This window comes from Microbacterium sp. P2_F9 (genome assembly GCF_056403635.1).
On sequence record NZ_JBFUFC010000006.1, the window covers coordinates 1 to 23,759 of the forward strand.

The 23,759-nt window shown below is 70.2% G+C and carries 21 protein-coding genes; 9 read left to right on the forward strand and 12 right to left on the reverse strand.

Annotation, left to right across the window (positions count from 1 at the left end; genetic code table 11):
• The 7 genes from AC1DVT_RS01265 to AC1DVT_RS01295 form a co-directional block, all read right to left on the reverse strand.
• Positions 1 to 2,121: hypothetical protein (locus tag AC1DVT_RS01265; protein WP_477385840.1), on the reverse strand; the 2,121-nt coding region annotated here is incomplete at its 3' end.
• 67 nt (positions 2,122 to 2,188) lie between these two features.
• Complete coding sequence (locus AC1DVT_RS01270) at positions 2,189 to 3,310, reverse strand: glycosyltransferase (protein ID WP_477385842.1); 1,122 nt, start codon at positions 3,308 to 3,310, stop codon at positions 2,189 to 2,191.
• A gap of 1 nt (position 3,311) precedes the next feature.
• Positions 3,312 to 4,751, reverse strand: coding sequence for an LCP family protein (locus tag AC1DVT_RS01275; RefSeq protein ID WP_477385844.1), 1,440 nt, complete (start codon positions 4,749 to 4,751; stop codon positions 3,312 to 3,314).
• Positions 4,748 to 5,215: a 5-(carboxyamino)imidazole ribonucleotide mutase gene (gene purE / locus AC1DVT_RS01280; protein ID WP_477385898.1), complete on the reverse strand. Its 468-nt coding sequence runs from the start codon at positions 5,213 to 5,215 to the stop codon at positions 4,748 to 4,750. The genes AC1DVT_RS01275 and purE overlap by 4 nt, the downstream gene beginning before the upstream one ends.
• A gap of 96 nt (positions 5,216 to 5,311) precedes the next feature.
• Positions 5,312 to 6,448: a 5-(carboxyamino)imidazole ribonucleotide synthase gene (locus tag AC1DVT_RS01285; protein WP_477385846.1), complete on the reverse strand. Its 1,137-nt coding sequence runs from the start codon at positions 6,446 to 6,448 to the stop codon at positions 5,312 to 5,314.
• Between the two features lie 73 nt (positions 6,449 to 6,521).
• Positions 6,522 to 7,079, reverse strand: coding sequence for a PH domain-containing protein (locus AC1DVT_RS01290; RefSeq protein ID WP_477385848.1), 558 nt, complete (start codon positions 7,077 to 7,079; stop codon positions 6,522 to 6,524).
• Between the two features lie 50 nt (positions 7,080 to 7,129).
• Positions 7,130 to 7,933 (reverse strand): biotin--[acetyl-CoA-carboxylase] ligase, encoded by an 804-nt coding sequence (locus tag AC1DVT_RS01295; protein ID WP_477385850.1) that lies wholly within the window; start codon positions 7,931 to 7,933, stop codon positions 7,130 to 7,132.
• 121 nt (positions 7,934 to 8,054) lie between these two features.
• On the opposite strand from AC1DVT_RS01295, the gene AC1DVT_RS01300 reads away from it, so the two are divergent.
• A complete protein-coding gene (locus tag AC1DVT_RS01300) occupies positions 8,055 to 9,644 on the forward strand; it encodes an acyl-CoA carboxylase subunit beta (RefSeq protein WP_477385852.1) in 1,590 nt (529 codons plus the stop codon).
• On the forward strand, positions 9,641 to 9,889 hold the full coding sequence (locus AC1DVT_RS01305) for an acyl-CoA carboxylase subunit epsilon (protein ID WP_477385854.1): 249 nt from the start codon (positions 9,641 to 9,643) through the stop codon (positions 9,887 to 9,889). Before AC1DVT_RS01300 ends, AC1DVT_RS01305 begins: the two co-directional genes overlap by 4 nt.
• Positions 9,890 to 10,193: 304 nt before the next feature.
• On the opposite strand, the gene AC1DVT_RS01310 is transcribed toward AC1DVT_RS01305, so the two are convergent.
• The 4 genes from AC1DVT_RS01310 to AC1DVT_RS01325 are packed head-to-tail and all read right to left on the reverse strand — an operon-like array spanning position 10,194 to position 14,589.
• Positions 10,194 to 11,267 (reverse strand): hypothetical protein, encoded by a 1,074-nt coding sequence (locus AC1DVT_RS01310; RefSeq protein WP_477385856.1) that lies wholly within the window; start codon positions 11,265 to 11,267, stop codon positions 10,194 to 10,196.
• On the reverse strand, positions 11,264 to 12,517 hold the full coding sequence (locus AC1DVT_RS01315) for a sensor histidine kinase (RefSeq protein ID WP_477385858.1): 1,254 nt from the start codon (positions 12,515 to 12,517) through the stop codon (positions 11,264 to 11,266). Before AC1DVT_RS01315 ends, AC1DVT_RS01310 begins: the two co-directional genes overlap by 4 nt.
• A complete protein-coding gene (locus AC1DVT_RS01320; RefSeq protein ID WP_477385860.1) occupies positions 12,507 to 13,178 on the reverse strand; it encodes a response regulator transcription factor in 672 nt (223 codons plus the stop codon). The genes AC1DVT_RS01315 and AC1DVT_RS01320 overlap by 11 nt, the downstream gene beginning before the upstream one ends.
• A gap of 10 nt (positions 13,179 to 13,188) precedes the next feature.
• Positions 13,189 to 14,589: a class I SAM-dependent RNA methyltransferase gene (locus AC1DVT_RS01325; RefSeq protein WP_477385862.1), complete on the reverse strand. Its 1,401-nt coding sequence runs from the start codon at positions 14,587 to 14,589 to the stop codon at positions 13,189 to 13,191.
• Between AC1DVT_RS01325 and AC1DVT_RS01330 the strand changes: the two genes are divergently transcribed.
• Positions 14,588 to 15,235, forward strand: a complete 648-nt coding sequence (locus tag AC1DVT_RS01330; protein ID WP_477385864.1) for a Maf family protein — start codon at positions 14,588 to 14,590, stop codon at positions 15,233 to 15,235. The two genes, AC1DVT_RS01325 and AC1DVT_RS01330, sit on opposite strands and share 2 nt — an antisense overlap.
• A gap of 78 nt (positions 15,236 to 15,313) precedes the next feature.
• Positions 15,314 to 17,080, forward strand: coding sequence for an acetyl/propionyl/methylcrotonyl-CoA carboxylase subunit alpha (locus AC1DVT_RS01335; RefSeq protein ID WP_457100985.1), 1,767 nt, complete (start codon positions 15,314 to 15,316; stop codon positions 17,078 to 17,080).
• A 59-nt stretch (positions 17,081 to 17,139) separates the two neighbouring features.
• Here AC1DVT_RS01335 and AC1DVT_RS01340 read toward each other — a convergent pair whose 3' ends face one another.
• Positions 17,140 to 18,600, reverse strand: coding sequence for an NAD(P)H-quinone dehydrogenase (locus AC1DVT_RS01340; protein WP_477385866.1), 1,461 nt, complete (start codon positions 18,598 to 18,600; stop codon positions 17,140 to 17,142).
• Between the two features lie 81 nt (positions 18,601 to 18,681).
• Between AC1DVT_RS01340 and AC1DVT_RS01345 the strand changes: the two genes are divergently transcribed.
• From AC1DVT_RS01345 to AC1DVT_RS01365, 5 genes are all read left to right on the forward strand, one after another.
• Positions 18,682 to 19,515: a purine-nucleoside phosphorylase gene (locus tag AC1DVT_RS01345; protein ID WP_457100983.1), complete on the forward strand. Its 834-nt coding sequence runs from the start codon at positions 18,682 to 18,684 to the stop codon at positions 19,513 to 19,515.
• Positions 19,512 to 21,239 carry a phospho-sugar mutase gene (locus AC1DVT_RS01350; protein WP_477385868.1) on the forward strand — a complete coding sequence of 576 codons (1,728 nt, stop codon included), beginning with the start codon at positions 19,512 to 19,514 and terminating at the stop codon, positions 21,237 to 21,239. Before AC1DVT_RS01345 ends, AC1DVT_RS01350 begins: the two co-directional genes overlap by 4 nt.
• A gap of 96 nt (positions 21,240 to 21,335) precedes the next feature.
• Positions 21,336 to 22,703 carry an MFS transporter gene (locus AC1DVT_RS01355; RefSeq protein ID WP_477385870.1) on the forward strand — a complete coding sequence of 456 codons (1,368 nt, stop codon included), beginning with the start codon at positions 21,336 to 21,338 and terminating at the stop codon, positions 22,701 to 22,703.
• Between the two features lie 9 nt (positions 22,704 to 22,712).
• A complete protein-coding gene (locus AC1DVT_RS01360) occupies positions 22,713 to 23,297 on the forward strand; it encodes a GNAT family N-acetyltransferase (RefSeq protein WP_457100980.1) in 585 nt (194 codons plus the stop codon).
• Positions 23,298 to 23,482: 185 nt separating this feature from the next.
• Positions 23,483 to 23,758 (forward strand): HPr family phosphocarrier protein, encoded by a 276-nt coding sequence (locus AC1DVT_RS01365; RefSeq protein WP_457100979.1) that lies wholly within the window; start codon positions 23,483 to 23,485, stop codon positions 23,756 to 23,758.
• Position 23,759 lies beyond the last annotated feature (1 nt).

Below are 23,759 nucleotides of genomic sequence, written 5' to 3' on the forward strand. Positions count from 1 at the left end.
TGATCGCGCGTACGCACACACCTGCGACGGTCCGGCCGGTAACGTCAGCACCTCGGAGAAACCATGATTCGGTCCCGCCGCGGGATATTGCGAACCCACATCCGGCCGAGGCTTGTCCGCGGTGAACACCGCACCCACACTTCCGACGTACAGGTGCACCTTGATCGGCGAYGACGTGTCGGGGTCGATCGCCCACCCCGAAGCCGTCGCGGTCGCCCCGYTGACCGTCAGCGCCTCGAAGCTGCCGAAAGGCGGTCGCCCCAGATCCGGCTGAACCGACGCAACAGTCACCGTCTTGCAGCCGAGCTGCGTGTGGCCGCCGGCACCGTTGTTGATCGCGTACGCACACACCTGCGACGGTCCGGCCGGYAACGTCAGCACCTCGGAGAAACCATGATTCGGTCCCGCCGCGGGATATTGCGAACCCACATCCGGCCGAGGCTTGTCCGCGGTGAACACCGCACCCACATTTCCGACGTACAGGTGCACCTTGATCGGCGACGACGTGTCGGGGTCGATCGCCCACCCCGAAGCCGTCGCGGTCGCCCCGCTGACCGTCAGCGCCTCGAAGCTGCCGAAAGGCGGTCGCCCCAGATCCGACTGGCCTGGGACGACGACGGTCGCGCATCCCAACAGCACATTGCCGCCCGGACCGGCATTAATGGCATATGCGCACACATCATGCGATCCGGGTGAAGCCGAGACCTTTGCATTGAAGCCATGCTTCGCGCCGTACGCCGGGTGCGCTGCGAGCGCTTCGGAGGAGTCGGCACCTGCACTGACGGCAGTCCCTGCATCGTCGACGTAGACATGCACCGGGATGGGGCTCGTCGTATCGGGATCGATCGCCCACCCCGAAACTGCTATGCCTGCGTCGACGGCGGTGGCCGAACCCATTACACCGAGCGGCGGTCCGCTCATCGCCGCACGGTCGTTGCAGGCCAGGAGGACATTGCCCCCCATCCCTGAATTGATCGCGTAGACGCACACGCGCGTCGGTCCGCCACCGCTAGCCGCTACTTCGACGTCGAACCCGTGAGCGCTCCCGAGTTGGGGATACAGACCACCGACGTCAGGACGCTCGACATTCGCGGTGAACGCGGTGCCCGCTGCGCCGACGTAGACATGAACCGAAATCGGCAGACTGGTCTCAGGGTCAGCCGCCCACCCGGCCACCCGGAATTTTCCCGGCAGCGCTTCGACGAGTTCGACATTGCCGAAGGGGTTGACCGCCACCGTCGATCCGAACCAGTCCGTGAAGCGCTGGTAGAAGTTCCGGTTGCCATACGCCGAGCAGCCGTCCCCTTCGCCGTAGCCGGCGCGCAGCGCGGCGGCGTTCGGCTGGTACGGCGTGTAGTAGTAGAGGTTGGCCGTCGCCTGGTTCTGGATGAGGACCGGGGACGATCCACATGCGGCATCCGGGTTGTAGCGCACATTCCAGGTCTTGCCCGGTGCATACCAGGTGAAGTACTGGCTCGTGCCCGGCGGATTGCCGTACCGCTTCAGCTGCCATGCCGCGCCGTAGACCTGGTTGAAGAAGCCGTAGTACTTCGTGTCGCATCCCGCGGTGTCCGGGCAGCCTTGGCCCATCGCGATCGTGTAGCGCCAGTCGCTCGGCCAAGTGTGGGTGACGAGGCCCTGTTCCTTCTCGAGCATCACGACCAGCACGCGCGGGTTGATACCGCAGGCCTGGGCGACCTTGTAGATGATCGTCGACGCGCGTTCGCGGACGCCACCTGAATACGCCCCGCACATCGCATCCGCAGACGTCGTGCGCGAGGTGTCGTACCAGTCCTTGAGGCAGGTGTACCCCGACTGACAGGTCGACACCTTGGACTGGAGGAACGCCTGGATCTGATCGGCCGTCATGGTGGACTTGTCGAAGAACACCGCGTCGCTGATGATGTTGCCCGCTTGGAACTGCGAGAGGTCCGCGGTTTTGACGACCGAGTCAGCCGCCTGGCCCGACTGCACGGACTCGACGTGATCCGCCGAGCCGTCCCGAACCGCTGCCTGTGCCGTGCCGCCCGCCAGCAGCCCGAGCGCGACGATGACCGTTGTCAGCCAGGCCAAGGGCGCCGCGACGCGAGCGTGCGGACGCCGGGCTCGCATCGTCGCCATGGGACCAGTGTGGTCGAAGGGGCGGATGATCTCGATGTGATCTCGGGCGACACGCCGCGCCGCGCCCTCAAAGGTCGGCGTGCAGTCCCCACACGCGGTCGGCGGCCGCCCGCCACGAGAATGCCCGCCCCCGATCCCCCGCGAGCACCGCGAGGCGGTCCGCAGCGGCCGTCGAGCCGAGCGCCTGCACCAGCGCATCACCGAGGGCCGCGGCATCTTCTTCGATGAGCAGACCGCCCTCGAAGATGACCTCCGCGTGCACCGCGGACTGAGCGGCGATCACGGGGACGCCGGCGGAGAGCGCCTCGACCACCCGCCAGGGAAAGGCCGAACGCACCGACGGCGCGAGCAGCGCCACGGCCGCGCCGAGCACCGCCCCGCGGTCGGGCCAGTCCAGGGCACCGCGTACGTGCAGACTGCGCTGCGGGATGCCGGCGGCAGAGGCGAGGTCGGCGATCGCGGGCTCCTCGCCCTCCTGCGCGTCGATCACGACGACCGGGACCTCGAGCCCTGACCGCGCGATCGCGGCGAAGCCGAGTGCCAGACCGTCGGATGGAGCGGTCCCGCCGGAGAGCAGCACGAATCCTTCCGGGACGTCGAGCACCCGCCGGCGTCCCACCTCATCGGACGGCACGGCGAACCCGGTCGGCGCCGCGCCCGCGATGACCCGCACCCRGTCACCCAGCTTGGCGAACTCAGCGAGCCGTTCAGCCATCGAATGAGTCGGAGCCACGACGGCGTCGGCGAACTTCGCGGCGCGCTTGAGCATGGCGCGGTGCCAGCCGACGACCGACCGCGGCAGCTCTGCGGGCGCCTCCCAGGGGCGCAGGTCCCAGACGGTGACGACGGTCTGGTCGTGGTCGTGGACGCGGTCGTGCTTGATCAACGGCGCGAACAGCGACGGGGAGTGGATCATGCCGCCGCCGATTCCGGTGGCGACCCCGAGCTGCAGGGCCGCCGACAGCTCGCGTCTTTGCAGAGCGACCTTGTGCAGGCGTGCGATTCCGGAGAGCTCCGCCGCCACCTCGTCGACCCGACCCGATGAGACGCCCGGGATCACGCCCTCGACCTCGCAGCCTTGCGGCGCACTGAGGATGAGGGCGCGGGTGAGCTCGCGCGAAACCATCTCGAGATCGGGCTCGACAGGCGCGGCCAGCTGGTCGAGCACGACGCGCAGTGTCGCGACCACGTCAGCCCTCCGGCGTGGGGGTGGGTGGGTGCAGCGCCTGCTGCACGAGCTGCTGGACGTACGCGAAGTCCGGGTCCTGGTCGTCGACGCCGCCTTCGGGTGTCAGCTCGATGGTGGTGACCGGCTGCTCTTTCGCCTTCAGCGCGAGCTCCGCGAAGTACGGGAGCATCGACTGCGGCAGGTCTGTCCTGACCAGGTCGGCGCCCGCCGCTGCGACCTGGTTGAAGTGGGTGAGGACGTTCGTCGGGGTGAACTGCTTCAGGATCGCCTCCTGAAGCTGTCGCTGCCGCTTCATACGGTCCCAGTCGCTCGTGGTGTATCGCGACCGCGCGAACCACTGGGCGGTGTCGCCGTCCATGTGCTGCGCCCCGGCCTCGATCCAGCCGCTCGCCCAGTCCTCGACCGGCTGGCCCTCGTACGCGGGGCCGCCGCCTTCGGGGAGCCGCTGCTCGACCGTGACATCGACGCCGCCGAGCGCATCGACGAGGTCGGCGAAGCCCTTCATGTCGAGGAACACGTAATACGGGATCTGGATGCCGAGCACGCCCTCTGCGGCATCCTTGGTCGCCTCGACACCGGGTGTCGAGCCGGTGGCCTCGGCATCCGGGTAGAACTCGGATCCGTCGCGGCAGACCTCCAGCTCGGTGTTGAGCTGGTTGATCGCGCTCGTCCACCCGCAGGTCGCGCTGGACGTGCCGGTGTGACCGTCGGGATAAAGAGAGAGCATGGGGCTGTCCGCGGAGAACGGCACGTGCGGCATGTCGCGGGGGATGCCGGTGATCGTGACGGAGCCGGTCTCGGCGTTGACCGAGACCACCGAGATGCTGTCGAACCGCATCGAATCGCGGCCGGCGCCGCTGTCGGCCCCCAGCAGCAGGATGTTGTAGTAGCCGTCGGAAGGCTCGACCGCCGGACCGCTCGCGCCGAAGATCGAGCCCAGCGTGTCGCGCGTGGTGCCGGCCAGCTGCGCCGCGTAGGCGGCGCCCCCGCTCGCCACCACGAGCAGCGCCACGGCGAGCCCGGCGATGCCGACTCGAGCCCCCGGTCCGGTGCGCACGAGCCGGACGAGTCGGAGCGTGTCGACGGTGAGGACGATCCACAGCACGGCATAGGCGATCAGGACACCTTGGGCCACCAGCAGGAAGAACCAGTTGGTCGCGAGCGTCACGAGCGCCGGTCGCCACAGCACCGCGGTCAGGATGCCGAGGACGATCATGAGCCACATCGCGAGCGTGGCGCCGAGGCCGAACCGTCCGAGCCGGCGATTGCCCGCGAGCACCTGCGCGGAGCCCGGGAGCAGGAAGTTGAGGCCGACCAGCCACCATCCGCGTGCGGTCATCACGGCTCGCGAGGACTTGTCGGGATAGCGCAGCGGCTGCTCCTCGACGAGGCCGCGCGGTGCGGGTGCCGGCGTCGCCCGTGGCGGGCTCAGGACGCTCACAGCGATTCCTTCAGCCGTTGGTTCTTCGCCTCCACCTGCTGCTCGAGCTCTCGAGCGTAGGCCTCGACGAGATCGCCGATCGCGGCATCCGTCGTCCCGAGAATCCGCGCGGCAAGCAGGCCCGCGTTCTTCGCGCCGTTGATCGAGACGGTCGCCACCGGGATGCCTGCGGGCATCTGCACGATGCTCAGCAGCGAATCGAGGCCGTCGAGCGTCGCAAGCTGCACCGGAACCCCGATGATCGGCAACGCGGTGACCGAGGCGAGCATGCCGGGCAGGTGCGCCGCGCCGCCGGCTCCGGCGATGATGACCTGCAGGCCACGACCCCGCGCTTCGCGTCCGTAGCGGATCAGCTTGTCAGGCGTGCGGTGGGCCGAGACGACCTCGACCTCATGCGCGATCCCGAAGTCGGTGAGGACCTGCGAGGCGTCGCTCATGACGCGCCAATCCGAGTCGGAGCCCATGACGACGCCGACCAGGGGCGCGTCTGAAGAATGCAGCGGCCGGGTCACCCGTCAAGGCTAGAGGTCGTGCCTGGAAGAACCCCGCAACGGCGCGGATCAGTCCAGGAAGAAGGATGCCGCGGCCCGGGCCTGGTAGGTCACGTCGTCGAGGTCGCTGCCGACGCTGTTGACGTGCCCGACCTTGCGACCGGGGCGGGGCGCCTTGCCGTACGTGTGCACCTTGGCGGACGGGTGCGCGGCCATCGCCGCGGTGAAGCGCTGGTCGAGCGATCCCTCGGCCGGTCCACCGAGGATGTTGACCATGACCGACCACGGCGCGAGCGGTGCGGGGTCGCCGAGGGGCAGATCGAGCACGGCCCGGACGTGCTGCTCGAACTGGCTGGTGACGGCGCCGTCCTGGCTCCAGTGCCCGCTGTTGTGCGGGCGCATCGCGAGTTCGTTGACGAGTAGCCGCTCGTCGGTGGTCTCGAAGAGCTCGACAGCCAGCATCCCGGTCACGCCCAGACCCTCCGCGATCGCCGTGCCGATTTCGGCGGCGACCCGCACCAGCCGCTCACTCGAGTGCGGCGCGGGCGCGATGACCTCGGCGCAGACGCCGTCGCGCTGGACCGTCTCGACGACCGGGTAGACCCGCATCTCACCGGAGGGGCGACGGGCGACCTGCTGGGCGAGTTCGCGGGAGAAGTCCACGAGCTCCTCGACGAGGAGGGCTCCCCCGCGGGCGTCTTCCGCCAGGGCGGCGAACCAGTCGTCGGCCTCGGTCGCGGCCGAGACCACGCGCACACCCTTGCCGTCATAGCCACCACGCGGCGTCTTCACGACAGCGCGCCCGCCGTGGGCATCGAGGAAGCGCTGCAGCTCATCCGGCGCGGACACGGCCGCCCAGTCGGGCTGCGGCATCCCGAGCTCCTGCAGGCGCGCGCGCATGACGAGCTTGTCCTGCGCGAAGCGCAGCGCGTCCGGTCCGGGGTGCACCGCGATTCCCGCGTCGACGAGGGCTGTGAGCACCGCCTGCGGCACGTGCTCGTGGTCGAAGGTGACGACGTCCACCTCGCGGGCGAACGCCAGCACCGTGGCGAGGTCGCGGTAGTCGCCGACGGCCGATGCGGCGAGGGATGCCGACATCCCCGGCTCCTCGGCGAGCACCTGCACCTCGACGCCGAGCTCCACCGCCGGAGCGATCATCATCCGGGCCAGCTGTCCTCCGCCGACCACTCCGACACGCAGCGCCATGGCGCTCCTTCCCTCGACTCCATCATCCCATCGCGCTGACGCGCCCCACCCCGGCCACCGCGGACGCGACGGGTCAGGGCTCGGTGGAAGGAGGGGGAAGAAGGGGCTGGGCGTCTCGGTGGGCGAGGATCTGGTTCACCTCGACCTGGTCGACGAGGCACTCGTGGACGAGATCCACGCTCGGGATGTTCGCGAGCCGCATGGGCTCGTCGACCCCGTTGGAGAGGGTCAGGGTCCCGGTACGCCACATCCGCTGCACCGGGCCGCGCTTGACATCGATCGAGTAGCCGCGCACATGGGTGAGCTCGCGCCGCCGCGCGGAGAGGATCCCGGAGCGCTCGATGACACGGCGGGTCGTGATCGTGTACGTGCGCGACCACCAGGAGAGGAATGGCAGCAGCACCAGCAGGAAGACCACGAGCGCCGCCGCGGCGAACAGCATCCAGTTCTCCAGCGGCTCCGGCAGGTTCCCGTAGAAGTACCCGGCGGCACCGGCGATCACCACGAGGACCGCGGCCGACCAGCCGAGACGTCGAGCGTGGCTGCGGAAGCGGGCGACGCTCAGCTCGGGCGTGGGCGCGCCGGGGGCCGGAGTCAGGGGGCGTCCCCCGAACGTCGTCGGCTGGGTCACATCACCATTGTGGTGCGCTGACGAACCTGGCGGGCTCGCCACGCGCGAGGTCAGCGCACGTGGACGACATCTCCGGCCGAGACGAAGGTCACCACGTCGGCGGATCGCACCACCAGGCGTCCATCCGTATCGATCCGCTCGGCGCGCCCGGCGAGCCGCGTTCCGTCTGGGAGCGACACCGTCACATCGCTTCCGATGGTCGTGCAGAGGGCCTCGACAGTCTTCAGCAGACCTGCGGCTGCGGCATCCCCGTCCGCCTCGGCGAGCGCCGCCAGCAGCTCGACGAGCGCGGTGAGGTAGTCGGCCAGCAGCCGGTCCTCGTCGCATTCGAGTCCGACGGCCGGGAACGAGACCGCCGTCTCGACCGGCAGGTCCGCGGCCGTCATCCGCGTGTTCACACCGGCGCCGATGACGACGGTGTCGGGTCGCCCGGGCACGACCTCGGCGAGGATCCCGCACACCTTGCCTGCGTCCAGCAGCACGTCGTTCGGCCACTTCAGCCCGGCTGAGTGTCCGGTGGCCCTTACCTGCTCCCCCACCGCCCTCGTCATGGCGGCGCCCGCCAGCAGGGGGATCCATCCGCGTGCCGCAGCCGGAATCCCTCCGACCTCGACCAGCACCGACACCGCGAGCGCGGTCCCTGGGGGCGCCGTCCAGGTGCGGTCCAGCCGCCCCCGGCCCGCACGCTGGTCGTGGGTCAGCAGCGCGGACATGTGCGGCCAGGCCGCGGCATCCGTCGTCACCGCGGCAACGAGGTCGGCGTTCGTGGAGCCGGTCGTCTCCACGATCTGCAAGCGCGGGGCGACCGCGGCGGCGAGCGGATAGCCCTCGTCCGGAGTGGCGGGAGTAGACATGGCCACACGCTACCGCCGCCCCGGCCGTGACACATCAGCACCCAGAAGCGACAGCGGATCCCGCGAGCCCTTGTGCGAACCCTCTAAGCGCCACCGAACCCCCGCCGATAAGGTTGAACGCGTGACCGATCAGCCCGACCTCTTCACGACCGCCGGCAAGATCGCCGACCTGCGTGCGCGCTACCAGGAAGCCGTCGTCGACGCCGAGGCCGCGGCCCGGCAGAAGCAGGGCGCGAAAGGCAAGCTCACCGCCCGCCAGCGCATCGACCTGCTGGTCGACACCGGGTCGTTCACCGAGATCGACGAGTACGTCCGCCACCGCACGACGGCGTTCGGCATGGACAAATCCCGCCCGTACGGCGACTCCGTCGTCACCGGCGTCGGCACGATCCACGGCCGCACGGTGGCCGTRTACGCGCAGGACTTCTCGACCTTCGGCGGATCGCTCGGCGAAGTGGCCGGCGAGAAGATCATCAAGATCATGGAGCATGCACTCCGCAACGGCATGCCGTGCGTGGGCATGCTCGACTCCGGCGGCGCGCGCATCCAGGAGGGCGTGGTAGCCCTCGGCAAGTACGGCGAGATCTTCCGCCTGAACACCGCGGCATCCGGAGTCATCCCGCAGATCTCGATCATCATGGGCCCTGCCGCCGGCGGTGCGGTCTACTCCCCGGCGCTCACCGACTTCGTGGTGATGGTCGACAAGACCAGCCAGATGTTCGTCACCGGCCCCGACGTGATCAAGACCGTGACCGGCGAAGACGTCGGCATGGAGGAGCTCGGCGGCGCCTACACGCACAACACCCGCTCCGGCGTCGCGCATTACCTGGCCGACGACGAGGACGATGCGATCGACTACGTCCGCACGATGCTCGGCTTCCTCCCCGACAACAACATGGCAGAGCTTCCGGTCTACGAGACCGAGTTCGAGTGGGAGACGACGGATGCCGATCGCACGCTGAACACGATCATCCCGGATTCCGCGAATCAGCCGTACGACATCCATACCGTGATCGGGCACATCGTCGATTCCGGCGAGTTCCTCGAGGTGCAGCCGCTGTTCGCGCCCAACATCGTGATCGGATTCGGCCGCGTCGAGGGCCGCACGGTGGGGATCATCGCCAACCAGCCGTCGCAGATGGCGGGCACGCTGAACATCGAGGCCGGCGAGAAGGCCAGCCGCTTCGTCCGCTTCTGCGATGCGTTCTCCATCCCGATCGTGACTCTCGTGGACGTGCCCGGCTACCTCCCCGGCACCGACCAGGAGTGGACCGGGGTCATCCGCCGCGGCGCGAAGCTCCTCTACGCGTACGCGGAGGCGACCGTCCCGCTCGTGACCGTCATCCTGCGGAAGGCCTACGGCGGCGCCTACATCGTCATGGGCTCCAAGCAGCTCGGCGCCGACATCAACCTCGCGTGGCCGACTGCCGAGATCGCCGTGATGGGCGGGCAGGGCGCGGTGAACATCCTCTACCGCGGCGAGCTCAAGCGTGCCGAGGAGGCCGGCGAAGACGTCGCGGCCGTGCGCACCCGGCTCGCGAACGAATACACCTACAACGTCGCCTCGCCCTTCCTCGCGGCCGAGCGCGGCGAGCTGGACGGGATCATCGAACCGGCGCAGACCCGGGTGGCGATCGCGAAGGCCCTGCGTGCGCTGCGCGGCAAGCGCGCCAGCATGCCGCCGAAGAAGCACGGGAACATCCCGCTGTGAGCACGCCGGCGGACCCCATCGACGGTGCGACCGAGGCGGAGCACGTCCGGATCGATGTGCTCCGCGGCGCCCCCACCGAGCACGAGCTCGCGGCGCTCATCGCCGTGATGACCGAGGCGTACGACACCGAAGCCGCATCCGCCGTCGCCGAGGATGCGCCGGGCCGATCCGCGTGGGCCGTGTCGCAGCGCGGGATGCGCAGCCCGTTCGACCGCGAAGTCGGCTGGAGCCGCTTCGGCGCCTGACCGTTTGCACCGGCGCCGAGATAAGTTCGCCCCGGGGCCGAAATCGGCCCTCTTGTCCCCCGAAATACCTACAGACGCGCTCGCGCCTTGCTTGGATACTGGGACTGCTGGAACGCTTTGCGTTCGGCTGACTCGTCCGCTTCATGCGGAGCCGGGTTCGGCCATGCGGACGGTTTTCGGGTAACTGTCCGCTCAGGCGGGGGGCCAGCGATATCGCGGCTCCCCGCCTCTTCTGTTTCCGCTCCCCGCCCCGGTTCCCCTCCCCCACCGGGACGGGGGGCGAGATGCTCGTGGCGCGTCGAGGTCAGCCGCTGCCTTCCGCGAGAGACTCCGCAGCGCGGGGGATCTCGCGCCAGAGCTCCACGGCATCCTCATCCGACAGGCCGGGCCCTTCGGCGGATCGCCCGACCACCGTCACCGCCACGCGGTCATGGGGCGAGGTCCTGATGTAGAGCCGATCGGAGCGCGCCTCGCGCAGGGTCGTGGCGAGCTGGGCGCGGATGTGGTCGAGGGATGCCTCGTCCACGTCTTCCAGACCCCCCTCGTCGAGCACCGTGACGGTCGCGCCGCGTCCGCGGGCGGCCGCCAGCTCGGCGCGCACAGCGTCATCGAGCAGCCGAGGTCCGCGCATCTCGTCGCGCAGGCCGCCTTCCGCGACGCGCGCTTCGAGCCTTCCGGCCGGGTCGAGATCTGCGCCCGTCACGACGGCGCGGGTGAGGATCGGGCCAGCGATCACCAGCGCACGCTGGATCTGAACCCGGCGCTCCCGCTGCCGGACCGCCTGCGACGCCTGCCATGCCGACGCCGCCCGCTGCAGCTGCGCCAGCCGGCCCGTGTCCCGGGCGGCGCGATCCATCGAGAGCACGAGCAGCTGTGCCACCGCGACCCACATGATCGACCCCACCAGCCCGAGCGCCATCGCCGCGGGCGCTCCCATCCAGACGAACGAGGCAACAGTGAGGATCGCGATGCCCGACCAGGCCACCCAGATGCGGCGCCGCGCCATGACGATCGCCATCAGCGCGCCGATCCCCCCGAGATACCAGGTCGCATACGGCGCCGTGCGGGCATCATCGCCGACACCGAGCGCCACGCTGGTCGGCACGAGAACCGCGGCGGCCAGCGCCAGCACGCACGCCCAGACCGGGAGCACCGTCGGGCCGTGCACTCCGGTCGGCGGCGGATCGGCGCGTGACCCGGATGCCCCGAGTCCCGGCTCCCAGAAGATGCAGAGCCAGGTGGTCAGGAGGTACAGCACCAGCGCGGTGATGAGCACGAGCGGATAGGGCACCGGTTCGGTCCACCAAAGGCCCCGCGCGGCGAGATAGGCGGTGAACGCGACCGCGAGGCCGACCAGCACACCACGAACGCTGATCATGCGACCGGCTCCCGCCACTCCAGGCGGACCAGGGTGCCCCGCTCGCCGGACGCGATCCTGGTGGTGCCGCCGACGGCGGCGACGCGCGCCACGATCGAGGCACGGATGCCGAGCCGGTCGTCGGGCATGCCTTCGAGGTTGAAGCCGCTGCCGGTGTCGCGCACTTCGATCCGCACCCGGGTGGGTCTGACGTCCGCGCGCAGCACGACGGCGAGACCGCGCCCATCGGCGTGCTGGACGGCGTTCGCGATCGCCTGCAGGGAAGCGAGCGTGAGCGCCCGCACGACACGGCCGGGGACGAGCGGCGTCGAGCGGTCGATCGTGCGCTCCACCTGGATCTCCACCCCGAGCTCCCGCGCGCCGGCCTCGATCGCGTCGGGGATCGACCCCGCCTCGCGTGGCTCGTCGGAGCCTTCCGCGGCCTCCATCTCGGTGTTCGCGAGCCGCGTGAGCGCCTCTCGCGCCATTCCGACGGCGAGCGTGCGTTCCCGGGGCGTGTGCGATCGCTCCGCTGCGATGAGGGCGGCGAGCACGCTGTCGTGCATGAGCGCGGCGACGGCGATCCGCTCCTGCTCGGCCGCATCCGCAGCCGCCGCCGCGGCGTAGGAGTCGACCGCCCGGGCCCGCGTCTCATCCACGTTCGCCGCGATCCCCCGGAACAGCCACGCGAGGGTCAGCAGCAGGCCGCCGAGGATCAGCGCGAACGACACATCCAGCGAGACGGGGATCCAGAACTCCGGGGCGAAGCCGCCCTGCACCAGCCGGACCACGCCGAACAGGAGCGGGATGAGCACCGTCCACGCGACCTGGAGCGCGAGCGGGAACGCCAGCACGGCGGCGACCGTCGCGACGTTCACGAGGTACCAGATCCACGGCTCGGTGGTGGGGTCGGGCGTCGAGCCGGCCGTTGCGATCGGCCAAAGGATCAGGGTGATCGGGTAGATCATTGCGAACAGCCCCGCGAACACGTGCACACCGCGGCCGATGGCGCACGCGAGCAGCATCAGCGTGAGCGGCACGAAGGTCGCGATCATCAGGGCGAGGTGCCAGCCCGGGGTCGCCTCGGTGGAACCCAGCGACGCCACGAAGGCCTGAACGCCGAGGACGAGCGATCCGAGGCCGGCCGCCAGTCCGATCGTCCGCTCGATGCGGCGGCGGGTGAACGACCCGAGACCCAGCGTCCTCTCGCGCGCKGGAGCGATGTGTCCCCACGCCGCATCGAGCACCGCGGCGTCGGCGTCAGAGGTCACCGGGGCTCCCGCTCGTCGGCGTCTGCGACAGGAGGCCGTCCTCCATCGCGCGGCGGAGCAGGTCGACCTTGGTCGGGGCGGGTCGTCCGACGTCGATGTATTTGACGCGGACGCGCGTGATGTTCTCCTTGGCCGTGGAGTAGGCGATGCCGAGCCGTTCGGCGACGACCTTGAGCGGGAGTCCCGCGGCGTACAGCCGCAGCACATCGCGCTCCCGCGCGGACAGCGCCGCGTTCGCGAAGGCGCGGTCGCCCTCCACCGCACTCGCCCACTCGACGTTGTTGAGCGGCTCGCCCCTTGCCACGGTGTGGATCGCCGCGATGACGTCGCCAATCGGCGACGCCTTGCTGATCACCCCCGCCGCCCCGGCCGCGAGGGCCTCCCGGACGGCCGCCGGCCGGTCGGCGACGCTGTAGATGATGACGCTCGAGCCGTCGGCGGTGAGCCGGTGAACGTTCTCGGTGACGGTCGTGCCGTCACCGAGGGTCAGGTCGAGCACCACGACATCCGCAGGAGACGTCGACCGGAACGCCCGCCAGTCCAGGTATGCGGGTACGGAGGCACCCGAGAACACGACCACGAGGGAGCCGTCGCGCTGGCACGCCGCCTGCAGCCCGAGCCTCACCGACTCATGGTCGTCGATGAATGCGACGCGCGTCATGGTGCTCAGGTTAGCGGTGCGGCACCGTTCGGGTGAGGGTTGCGATCGCCTCGATGTGATGCGAGTTGGGGAAGAGGTCGACCGCGTCGATCCGCGTCGTGTCGTACCCGAACGCCTGGAACACGGCCAGGTCGCGCGCGAGGGCCACCGGGTCGCACGCGACGTACACGACAGTCTGCGGCCCGAGCCCCGCGACCGACTCGACGACCTCGCGGCCGGCGCCCGATCGCGGCGGGTCCAGCACGATGGCACCGCGCGAGAGTCGCTCTCGGTCCACGGCGGATATTTCGGTGGAAAGTGCCGCGAGCCAGCGATCCACGCGCGCGGTCACCGCACGCGCGCCGACCCATTCGGCGAGGTTCTCCCCCGCGTGCTCGGTCGCGCGCGGATCCGACTCGACACTCGTGACGCGGGTCGCAGAGCCGCCGAGATCTCCGAGGGCCGCCGCGAACAGGCCGACCCCCCCATAGAGGTCGAGATGCCAGGCATCCGGATCGATTCCGCCCTCGCCGCCTGGTGCATGGGTGAGCGCCGTCGTGACGAGCGAGCTGAGGGACTGCGCGGCCAGCCGGTGCACCTGCCAGAAGCCGCCCGCGTCGACGCGGAAGGAGCGGTCGCCGACACGCTCGAGGATGACTTCACGGGCGGGCCCGGTTTCGGCAGGGCCGGGCCGCTGGTGCCGATCGCCGCGGCGGGGCCGATGGCGGGCATCCGGGCGCGGGATCGCGCGCACGCGTCCGTCGGATGGCTCRACGAGGTCGACGCGGCCCGGCCGTCCGCCGGCCAACTGCAGGGCAGCCCGTTCGACGGCGGGCGTCGCGAGGGGGTGCTCGGTGACCKGGATGACGCGGTGGCTGCGCGCGGCGTAGGGCCCGATCCGGCCCTCGTCGTCGACGTGCAGGCTGAGCCGGGTGCGCCAGGCGGTGCCGTCCGTCGTCTCGGCGGCGTAGTCGGCGGCGAACCCGAGCGGGCGGGCCGGCTGGACCTCGACCGGCAGATCGATGCCGCCCATGCGCTGCAGGGCGTCGGCGACGACCTTCTCCTTGAGTGCGCGCTGATGCGCGAGCTCGATGTGCCCGAAGTCGGCGCCACCCGGTCGGAGCCCCGGGGGCGTTCCGATGTCGGCTTCACGCCAGACGTGCGGGCGACGGTGCGGTGAGGCATCCAGGATCTCGAGCGCCTCGCCGCGCAGGAAGCGGCGCGTATCGGCGGCCGCCCCGCTCGCGGGCTCGGTCAGGCGCACGCGCACCGTCTCGCCCGGAATGGCGTCGGGCACGAAGACGACCCGCCCCTCGTGCCGGCCCACAAACACGCCGCCATGGGCGACATCGGTGATCTCGAGATCGATCAGTGCTCCGGCATCCACTCCCCGACTCTGCCACACCCCGCCGCCCGCTACCGTGGTGGTCATGCGCGTGATGCTCGCCTCGACCTCGCCCGCCCGGCTCATGCTGCTGCGACAGGCCGGCATCGAGCCCGAGACGAGCGCCCCCGACGTCGACGAGGACGCCGTCATCGCGGCGGTCGAAGCGGCCGAGGGCCGCACCCTCGAGCCCACGGAGCACGTGCTGCTCCTCGCCCGCCGCAAGGCTGCGGACGTCGCCGCGCGGATCGCCGCAGAACAGCCGGACTTCGACGGGCTCGTCATCGGCGGCGACTCGATGTTCGAGCTCGATGGCCAGATCCTCGGCAAGCCGCACACCCCCGAGGTCGCGATCGCCCGCTGGCGGGCGATGCGCGGGCGCACCGGGGTGCTCCATTCCGGGCATGCGCTGTACCGGCTCGGTCCGACAGCCGACCCGCAGGAGGCGCATGCGGTGGCCGAGGCATCCGTCTCCTTCGCCGCGGACGTGACGGATGCCGAGATCGACGCGTACGTCGCGTCCGGCGAGCCGCTGCACGTCGCGGGGGCGTTCACGATCGACAGCCTCGGCGGGCCCTTCATCGATCGCGTCGAGGGAGACCCGTCCACAGTGGTCGGGATGTCGCTCTCGACCGTGCGCCGGCTCGCCGCGGAGCTCGGTGTGGACTGGCCCACCTTGTGGACGCGCTCGTAGACTCCCCCACACGTTTGCGTACGTTTCTTGTGTCAGTCGCCCAAATTGGGGCCCCAAGCGCTGGGTAGGCTGGCACTCATGCCACAGATCGCCAAGGTGCTCGTAGCCAACCGAGGCGAGATCGCCGTCCGGGTCATCCGCGCCGCCCGCGACAGCGGAAGGGCCTCGGTCGCCGTCTACGCCGACCAGGACCGCGACGCCCTGCACGCCCGGCTCGCCGACGAGGCGTACGCCCTCGAGGGCAGCACGAGCGCGGAAACCTACCTGTCGATCGAGAAGATCCTCTCGATCGCCCGGCGCTCCGGCGCGGACGCCGTGCACCCCGGCTATGGATTCCTCGCCGAGAACGCCGCCTTCGCGCGCGCGGTGATCGGTGCGGGACTCGTCTGGATCGGCCCGACCCCCGAAGCCATCGAGGCCCTCGGCGACAAGGTCACCGCCCGTCACGTCGCCGAGAAGGTCGGCGCGCCGCTCGCGCCGGGCACGCCAGGTCCGGTGTCAGGAGCCGAGGACGTGCTCGCCTTCGTCGCCGAGCACGGGCTGCCGATCGCGATCAAGGCCGCCTACGGCGGCGGCGGGCGTGGCCTCAAGGTCGCCAGGACCGCCGAGGAGATCCCCGAGCTGTTCGAGTCCGCCACTCGCGAGGCGGTCACCGCATTCGGCCGCGGCGAGTGCTTCGTCGAGAAGTACCTCGACAAGCCGCGACACGTCGAGACGCAGTGCCTCGCGGATGCCGCGGGCAACGTCGTCGTCATCTCGACGCGCGACTGCTCGCTGCAGCGCCGCCACCAGAAGCTCGTCGAGGAGGCGCCGGCGCCGTTCCTCACGGAGGCGCAGAACGACATCCTCTATTCGGCCTCCAAGGCGATCCTGCGCGAAGTGGGCTACGTCGGAGCGGGCACCTGCGAGTTCCTGATCGGAGCCGACGGGACGATCTCGTTCCTCGAGGTGAACACCCGCCTGCAGGTCGAGCACCCCGTGTCCGAAGAGGTCACCGGAATCGACCTCGTGCGCGAGCAGTTCCGCCTCGCCGAAGGCGAGGAGATCGGCTACGGCGATCCCGAACCGGTCGGCCACTCCATCGAGTTCCGCATCAACGGCGAGGACCCTGGGCGTGGCTTCCTGCCCCAGCCCGGTCCGATCAAGGTCTTCAAGACCTTCGGCGGACCAGGCATCCGCCTCGACTCCGGCGTCACCGCCGGCGACAGCGTCAGCGGCGCCTTCGACTCGCTGCTGGGCAAGATCATCGTCACCGGCCGCGACCGCGCCGAGGCACTCGAGCGTGCGCGGCGCGCCCTCGACGAGTTCGAGGTCGGCGGCCTTCCGACCGTGCTCCCGTTCCACCGCAAGGTGGTGCGCGACCCGGCCTTCACCGCCGAGAACGGCACCTTCGGAATCTTCACCCGGTGGATCGAGACCGAGTTCGTCAACGACATCCCGCCGTGGGACGGCGAGCTCGACGGTCCCAAGCACCCTGAGGCGCGGCACACCGTCGTCGTCGAGGTCGGTGGCAAGCGCCTCGAGGTGAGCCTCCCCGACCGGGTGGTCGTCGGCTCCGCCACGGCCGGGCGTCCCGCCGCGGTGCCGCCGTCACGCCGCTCGCACTCGCCGAGCGTCGTCGCCGGGGCATCCGGAGACGCGGTCAAGTCGCCGATGCAGGCGACGATCGTGAAGGTCGCCGTCGAGGACGGCCAGCAGGTCGTCAAGGGCGACCTCGTGGTGGTGCTCGAGGCGATGAAGATGGAGCAGCCCATCCAGGCGCACAAGGACGGCGTGATCGGGTCGATCAACGCGAGCCCCGGCACCACGGTGCCGTCAGGTCACCAGCTGCTGACGATCTCCTGACGCTGCGGGGCGGATGCCGCGGCATCCGCTCGCCGCCTTCGCGGTATGCGACTCGAGCCTCAGGCTCCGGGGTCGGCGGTGCGATCGACCACGTGCATCGCCTTGGCCGCGTCTGAGATGCTGCCGGAGACCGACGGGTAGACCGTGAACACCCGGGAGAACTGGTCGACGGTCAGCCGGCGCTCGACGGCGATCGCGATGGGGTAGATGAGCTCCGAGGCGCGGGGCGCGACGATGACGCCGCCGATCACCGTGCCATCGCCCTCGCGGGCGAGCAGCTTCACGAAGCCGTCCTTTACCCCCATCATCTTCGCGCGCGGGTTCGCGGCGAGCGGGAGCTTGTGGACCACTCCGTTGATGAGCCCGGCGGCGATGTCGGTCTCCTGCCAGCCGACCGTCGCGATCTCGGGGGCCGTGAAGATGTTCGCGGTGATGCGCCGGTGGTCGATCGGGATCACGACATCGCCGAGAGCGTGGAAGATCGCCGTGCGGCCCTGCATCGAGGCGACCGACGCGAGCGGCACGAACGTCGTGCAGTCCCCCGCCGCATAGATGTTCGGCACCGACGTGCGCGCGACGCGATTGACCTGAATATGGCCGGATTCGGTCATCTGCACGTCCGCCTCCGCGAGGCCGATGCCCGCGGTGTTGGGAACCGAGCCGACGGCCATCAGGCAGTGGCTGCCCTCGACGGTGCGCCCATCGGCGAGGGTGACGAGCACCCCGTCGCCGATGCGCTCCACCTTGTCGGCGCGCGACTTGGAGAGCACCGTCATCCCGCCGCGCTTGAAGACCTTCTCGAGCACGGCCGCGGCATCCGCGTCCTCGCCGGGGAGCACGCGCTCGCGGCTCGAGACCAGCGTCACCTTCGCGCCGAGGTTCATATAGGCAGAGGCGAACTCGGCTCCGGTGACTCCCGAGCCCACGACGATCAGGTGCTCRGGCAGCGCGGGCATGTCGTAGAGCTGGGTCCAGGTGAGGATCCGCTTGCCGTCGGGCTTGGCGCTCGGCAGCTCGCGCGGCGAAGCGCCCACCGACACGACGAGCGTGTCGGCCTCGATGCGATCGAAGTCGGTGCCGCCGGGACCGGTGGAGACGACGACCGCGCCCGGTCCCTCGAGCCGGCCGTGCCCGGAGATGATCCGCACGCCGGCCTCGACCAGCGACGCGCGCATGTCGTCGGACTGCTGGCGGGCCAGCGACAGCAGCCGCTTGTTGACCGCCGCGAGGTTGATCGCGATCTCGGGGGTGAGCGGCTTGCCGTCGTGGCTGTGCGCGAACAGCTGAACGCCGAGCTCGCTCGCTCCGGCGATCGCGACAGCGGCGTCCGCGGTCGCGATCAGCGACTTGGACGGCACGACATCGGTGATCACGGCGGACCCGCCGACGCCGGCGCGCTCCACGAGAGTGACTTCGGCACCCAGCTGAGCGGCGGCCAGGGCCGCTTCATATCCGCCGGGCCCGCCGCCGATGATCGCGACACTCTGCGTGCGTTCGAAGCTCAGGGACATGCGTCCCATTCTCACAGTCGCAGACGCCGGCCGCGGCATCCGGCACCCGCCCGGCTAGCCCCGCACGCTCGGGATTCCTAGAGTGGGGTCATGTCAGCGAGCAACGACCACCCTCTCGACGACCCGACCGCAGACCCGTTCGCCGTCGCCGCGGATGCCGCCGCCGACATCGCGCGGATCACCGGCGTCGACCGTCACGACATCGCACTCACGCTCGGCAGCGGATGGGCTCAGTCCGCTGAGCTCATCGGCGAGACGACCGCGACGATCGACGCGAGCGAGGTGACGGGCTTCAGCCGTCCCGCCCTGGAGGGACACGGCGGGACGCTGCGCAGTGTGCTGACCCCCCGTGGCAAGCGGGTCCTCATCATCGGCGCGCGCACTCACTACTACGAGGGCCACGGGGTGCGCCGGGTCGTGCACAGCGTGCGCACCGCGGCGGCGACCGGCGTCCGCACGATGGTGCTCACCAACGGAGCGGGCGGCATCCGCCATACCTGGCGTCCCGGTCAGCCGGTGCTCATCAGCGACCACATCAACTTCACCGGCGCCTCGCCGCTCGAGGGCGCGACCTTCATCGACCTGACCGACCTGTATTCGCTGCGGCTGCGCGATCTCGCCCGCTCGATCGACCCGACGCTCGACGAGGGGGTGTACTGCCAGTTCAGCGGGCCGCAGTACGAGACCCCGGCCGAAGTGCAGATGGCCAAGGTCGTCGGCGGCCACATCTGCGGCATGTCGACGGCGCTGGAGGCGATCGCGGCCAGGCAGGCCGGCATGGAGATCCTCGGCTTCTCGCTCATCACGAACATGGCCGCGGGCATCCAGAAGACCCCGCTCAGCCACCAGGAGGTCATCGAGGCCGGCCGCGAGGCCGAGCCGGTCATCTCCTCCCTCCTGGCGAAAGTGATCGGAGCACTGTGAGCGAGCTCATCGAACGAGCCCAGGCCTGGCTCGCCCAGGACCCCGACGGTGAGACGCGGGCGGAGCTCGGAGAGCTCATCGAGCGCGCGCAGGAGGAGGATGCCGAGGCCACCGCAGACCTCGAAGACCGCTTCGCCGGTCGCCTCGCCTTCGGCACCGCCGGGCTCCGCGGACGATTGGGCGCCGGCAGCAACCGGATGAACCGCGTGCTGGTCGCGCAGGCTGCCGCCGGGCTCGCCGCGTACCTGCTCGAGCGGCACCGGGGCGGGGAGGCCGACGAGGACGAGGTCCTGGGCGGCGGCCCGAGCGTGGTCATCGGCTACGACGGCCGCCGCAACTCCCGCGTCTTCGCGCAGGACTCCGCCGAACTCTTCGCAGGCGCGGGAGTGCGCGCCATCCTGCTTCCGCGCCTGCTGCCGACACCCGTGCTCGCCTTCGCGGTGCGCCACCTCGGCGCCGATGCGGGAGTGATGGTCACCGCCAGCCACAACCCGCCCGACGACAACGGCTACAAGGTCTATCTCGGCGGCCACGACGACGGCGCCCAGATCGTGCCGCCCGCCGACGGCGAGATCGCCGCGCACATCCAGCGCATCGCGGACGACGGCGATGTCTCGCGGCTGCCGCGATCGCTCGGATTCGTGACCGCGCCGGAGTCCGTCGTCGATGCGTACGTCGACGCGACCGCAGCGGTGGCGCCCGCGCCGCCGGGCGCCGAAGGCCTGCACTGGATCTATACGGCGATGCACGGCGTCGGCTGGGAGACGCTGGCGCGGATCGTCGAGGTGGCGGGCTACCCCGCCCCGGTGGTCGTCGACGAGCAGATCGAGCCCGACGGCGGGTTCCCGACGGTCGCGTTCCCGAACCCGGAAGAGCCCGGCGCGATGGACCTGGCGTTCGAGGCGGCGCGCTCCGCGGGTGCCGAACTGGTCATCGCCAACGACCCCGATGCTGACCGGCTCGCCGTTGCGCTCCCCGACGACCAGGTCGAAGGGGGCTGGCGCCGGCTCACCGGCAACGAGATCGGCCTCCTGCTCGGCTGGCGCGCCGCACGCCTGGCACACGCCCTTGGACAGGCTCAGGAACCGGATTCCGAAGGCCCCGGCGCGTCGCTGGCCTGCTCGCTCGTCTCGTCCCCGGGCCTGCAGACCGTCGCGGAGCACTATGGCCTGGACTTCCACGCGACGCTCACGGGGTTCAAGTGGATCTCCCGCGCCCCTGGCTTGGTCTTCGGATTCGAGGAGGCCCTGGGCTACCTCGTGAATCCGGAGACGGTCCGCGACAAGGACGGGCTGTCCGCGACGGTCGCGATGCTCGGCATGGTCGCCGAGGCCCGCGGCCGCGGGGCCACCCTCCGCGACCTGCTGCGCGAGTTCGACGAGACGTTCGGCTCATTCGCGAGCGACCAGATCTCGATCCGGGTCGATGATCTCGCCGTCATCGGGCAGATGATGTCCGCTCTGCGCGCCCACCGCCCGGCCGAGGTCGGAGGGGTCGAGGTCACCCAGATCGACGATCTGCTCGAAGGCGACTCGGAGTTCCCGCCGAGCGATGTGCTGCGCCTCTGGCTGGCCGACGGGTCGAGGCTCATCGTGCGCCCGAGCGGCACCGAACCGAAGCTGAAGCTGTACCTCGACGTCCGCGGCGATTCCGCCGAGCACGCACGGGCCAAGATCGAATCGCTCGGCGCCGGCGCGAGGGCAATGCTCGACGCCGCCTCCTGAGCAGATCCAACTCGAGATATATCGCGAAACACGCGGCTCCGGTGCTAAAGTCCGAATTCACGATATATCGCGAGTTTGGACGAGGGTGTGCACAGAATGATCGACGAAACAGGGAATGCCGCGGCTGAGGCATCCGATCGCCCGCGCTGGCTGCGGGACACTGTGCTGTTCCTGGGCGGGCAGACCGTCAGCCTGCTCGGGTCGATGCTCGTGCAGTACGCGGTCTTCTGGTACCTCACGATCGAATACAAGTCCGGCAGCATCATGGCGCTGGCCGCGATCTTCGGGTTCCTCCCCCAGGCGCTGGTCTCGGTCTTCGGCGGAGTCTGGGCCGACCGGCACAACCGCAAACTGCTGATCATCGGCGCGGATGCCGCGATCGCCGTCTCGACCCTCGCCCTCGCGCTCGCGATGATGTCGGGCTACGACGCCGTGTGGCTCATCTTCCTCACGATGGCGGTGCGCTCGGCGGGGGCGGGGATCCAGATGCCCGCGGTCTCGGCGATCATCCCCCAGATCGTGCCCACCCGGCATCTCATCCGGGTGAACGGCCTCAACGGATCCATCCAGTCGACGATGGCCCTCGTCGCCCCCGCAGCAGCCGGAGCGATCTACGCCTGGGCATCGGCGACCCTCAGCAGCGCTGTCGGCGCCCTCATCCCCATCTTCTTCATCGATGTCGTGACCGCGGCGATCGGGATCGGGCTCATCGCGCTCATTCCGGTCACCGCCGTGCGGCGCACCGGCGACGTCCAGCCCGGCTACTTCGCCGATCTCGCCGACGGGGTGCGCTATGTCGCGCACCACGCCTTCGTGCGCTGGCTGCTTCTGCTGTTCGCGATCGTCTTCCTGCTCACGGTTGCGCCATCGAACCTCACGCCGCTCATGGCGGTGCGCTCGTTCGACGCCGGCGCGCAGCAGAACGTCGTCAACCTCGCCGTGCTGGAGATCATGTTCAGCGTCGGGATGATCCTGGGCGGCGTGCTCGTCGCGACCGTCTTCGCGAAGCGCAGCCGGATCGGGCTGATCATCACGTCCTCCCTCCTGTTCGGCGCCCTCTCGATCGGGCTCGGGCTGTCCCCGAACATCTGGGTGTTCTTCGGCTTCATGTTCCTCGTCGGCATCATGGTGCCGTTCTTCTCGACCTCGTCGATGACGCTCCTCCAGGAGACGGTCGAGCCTGAGCGCCAAGGCCGGGTCTTCGGCTTCGTCGGCATCGTCATGGCCGTGGCGATGCCGCTCGGGATGGCGATCCTGGGCCCACTCGCCGACCAGGTGCCCATCGAGTGGCTCCTCGTCGGAGCCGGCGTGCTCACCTTCGTCGTGGTCGGCGCCGCGGTGGGCCTCCCCGCCGGGCGAAGGGCGGTCGCGGCGGCGCAGGCGGCCTCCCAGATCACCGGCCAAGACGCCGCCGCCGCGGCAGCGGTCGTCGAAGCCACCATGCATCGCCCGGATTCGCCCTAGGCTCGGATCGTGCTGCTGACCGTCCCGCTCACCCTCGAGAACGCCTGGGTGCGGCTCGAGCCCCTCGACGCCGAGCATGCTCCCGAACTCGCCGAAGCAGCGCAGGGACTCGAGCACGCCTGGTATACCTCCGTCCCGACCCCCGAGGGCGTGCCCGACGAGATCGAACGCCGGCTGACGTGGCAGTCCGAGGGCCACATGAACGCCTGGGTCATCCGGCGGCTCGACACCGGTCGCCTGGCCGGCATGACGACGTTCTGCAACATCGACCAGGCCAACCGCCATGTCGAGATCGGCCACACCTGGATCTCGCCGACCGCGCAGCGCACCGCCGTGAACTCCGCAGCCAAGCTCCTGCTGCTCACCCATGCATTCGAGACGTGCGACGCGATCGCCGTCGAGCTGCGCACGCACTGGCACAACCGGCAGTCCCGCGCCGCCATCGCGCGTCTCGGCGCCAAGCAGGACGGCGTGCTGCGCAATCACCGGCTCGGTCCGGACGGGACGATCCGCGACACCGTGGTGTTCTCGATCCTCCCCGGCGAGTGGCCCGCTGCCAAGCTCGGACTCGAAGAGCGGCTCGCCCAGGGCTGACGCCCTCGTGACTCCACTCCGCGCCGCGCCTCCGCCAACAGTTCCGCGGCGCGCGGGACAGTGGTCCTTGTCCGCCTCCAGGCTTTTCACAAGAATGAGCACAAGGGCGCGGCCGACGCGACGCGTCGATGACGCCAGACAGCGGATGCCGCGCAGCGACGCACGTTCCCGAGAGGAATCGAACAATGGCCCCACTCACCCGCACGGTGCGGATCGGCTCGGCTCATGGTCTGCATGCCCGCCCAGCGAAGCTGTTCGCGCAGGCTGCGAAAGATGCCGGCATCCCGATCACCGTCGCCAAGGCTTCGGGCACCCCGGTCAACGCGGCGAGCATCCTGGGGGTCATCTCGCTCGGCGCGGAGAAGGGCGACTACGTGGTCCTCTCCGCCGACGGCGAAGGCGCCGAGGCGGCGCTCGACACCCTGGCAGACCTCCTTTCCACCGACCACGACGCGGAGTAGA

Coding starts and splice junctions, on each gene's coding strand:
- purE (WP_477385898.1), bottom strand. CDS start 5,215: ATGGGCTCCGACTCGGATTGGCGCGTCATGAGCGACGCCTCGCAGGTC.
- AC1DVT_RS01285 (WP_477385846.1), bottom strand. CDS start 6,448: ATGGCGCTGCGTGTCGGAGTGGTCGGCGGAGGACAGCTGGCCCGGATG.
- AC1DVT_RS01295 (WP_477385850.1), bottom strand. CDS start 7,933: ATGTCTACTCCCGCCACTCCGGACGAGGGCTATCCGCTCGCCGCCGCG.
- AC1DVT_RS01310 (WP_477385856.1), bottom strand. CDS start 11,267: ATGATCAGCGTTCGTGGTGTGCTGGTCGGCCTCGCGGTCGCGTTCACC.
- AC1DVT_RS01320 (WP_477385860.1), bottom strand. CDS start 13,178: ATGACGCGCGTCGCATTCATCGACGACCATGAGTCGGTGAGGCTCGGG.
- AC1DVT_RS01330 (WP_477385864.1), top strand. CDS start 14,588: ATGCGCGTGATGCTCGCCTCGACCTCGCCCGCCCGGCTCATGCTGCTG.
- AC1DVT_RS01335 (WP_457100985.1), top strand. CDS start 15,314: ATGCCACAGATCGCCAAGGTGCTCGTAGCCAACCGAGGCGAGATCGCC.
- AC1DVT_RS01345 (WP_457100983.1), top strand. CDS start 18,682: ATGTCAGCGAGCAACGACCACCCTCTCGACGACCCGACCGCAGACCCG.
- AC1DVT_RS01355 (WP_477385870.1), top strand. CDS start 21,336: ATGATCGACGAAACAGGGAATGCCGCGGCTGAGGCATCCGATCGCCCG.
- AC1DVT_RS01365 (WP_457100979.1), top strand. CDS start 23,483: ATGGCCCCACTCACCCGCACGGTGCGGATCGGCTCGGCTCATGGTCTG.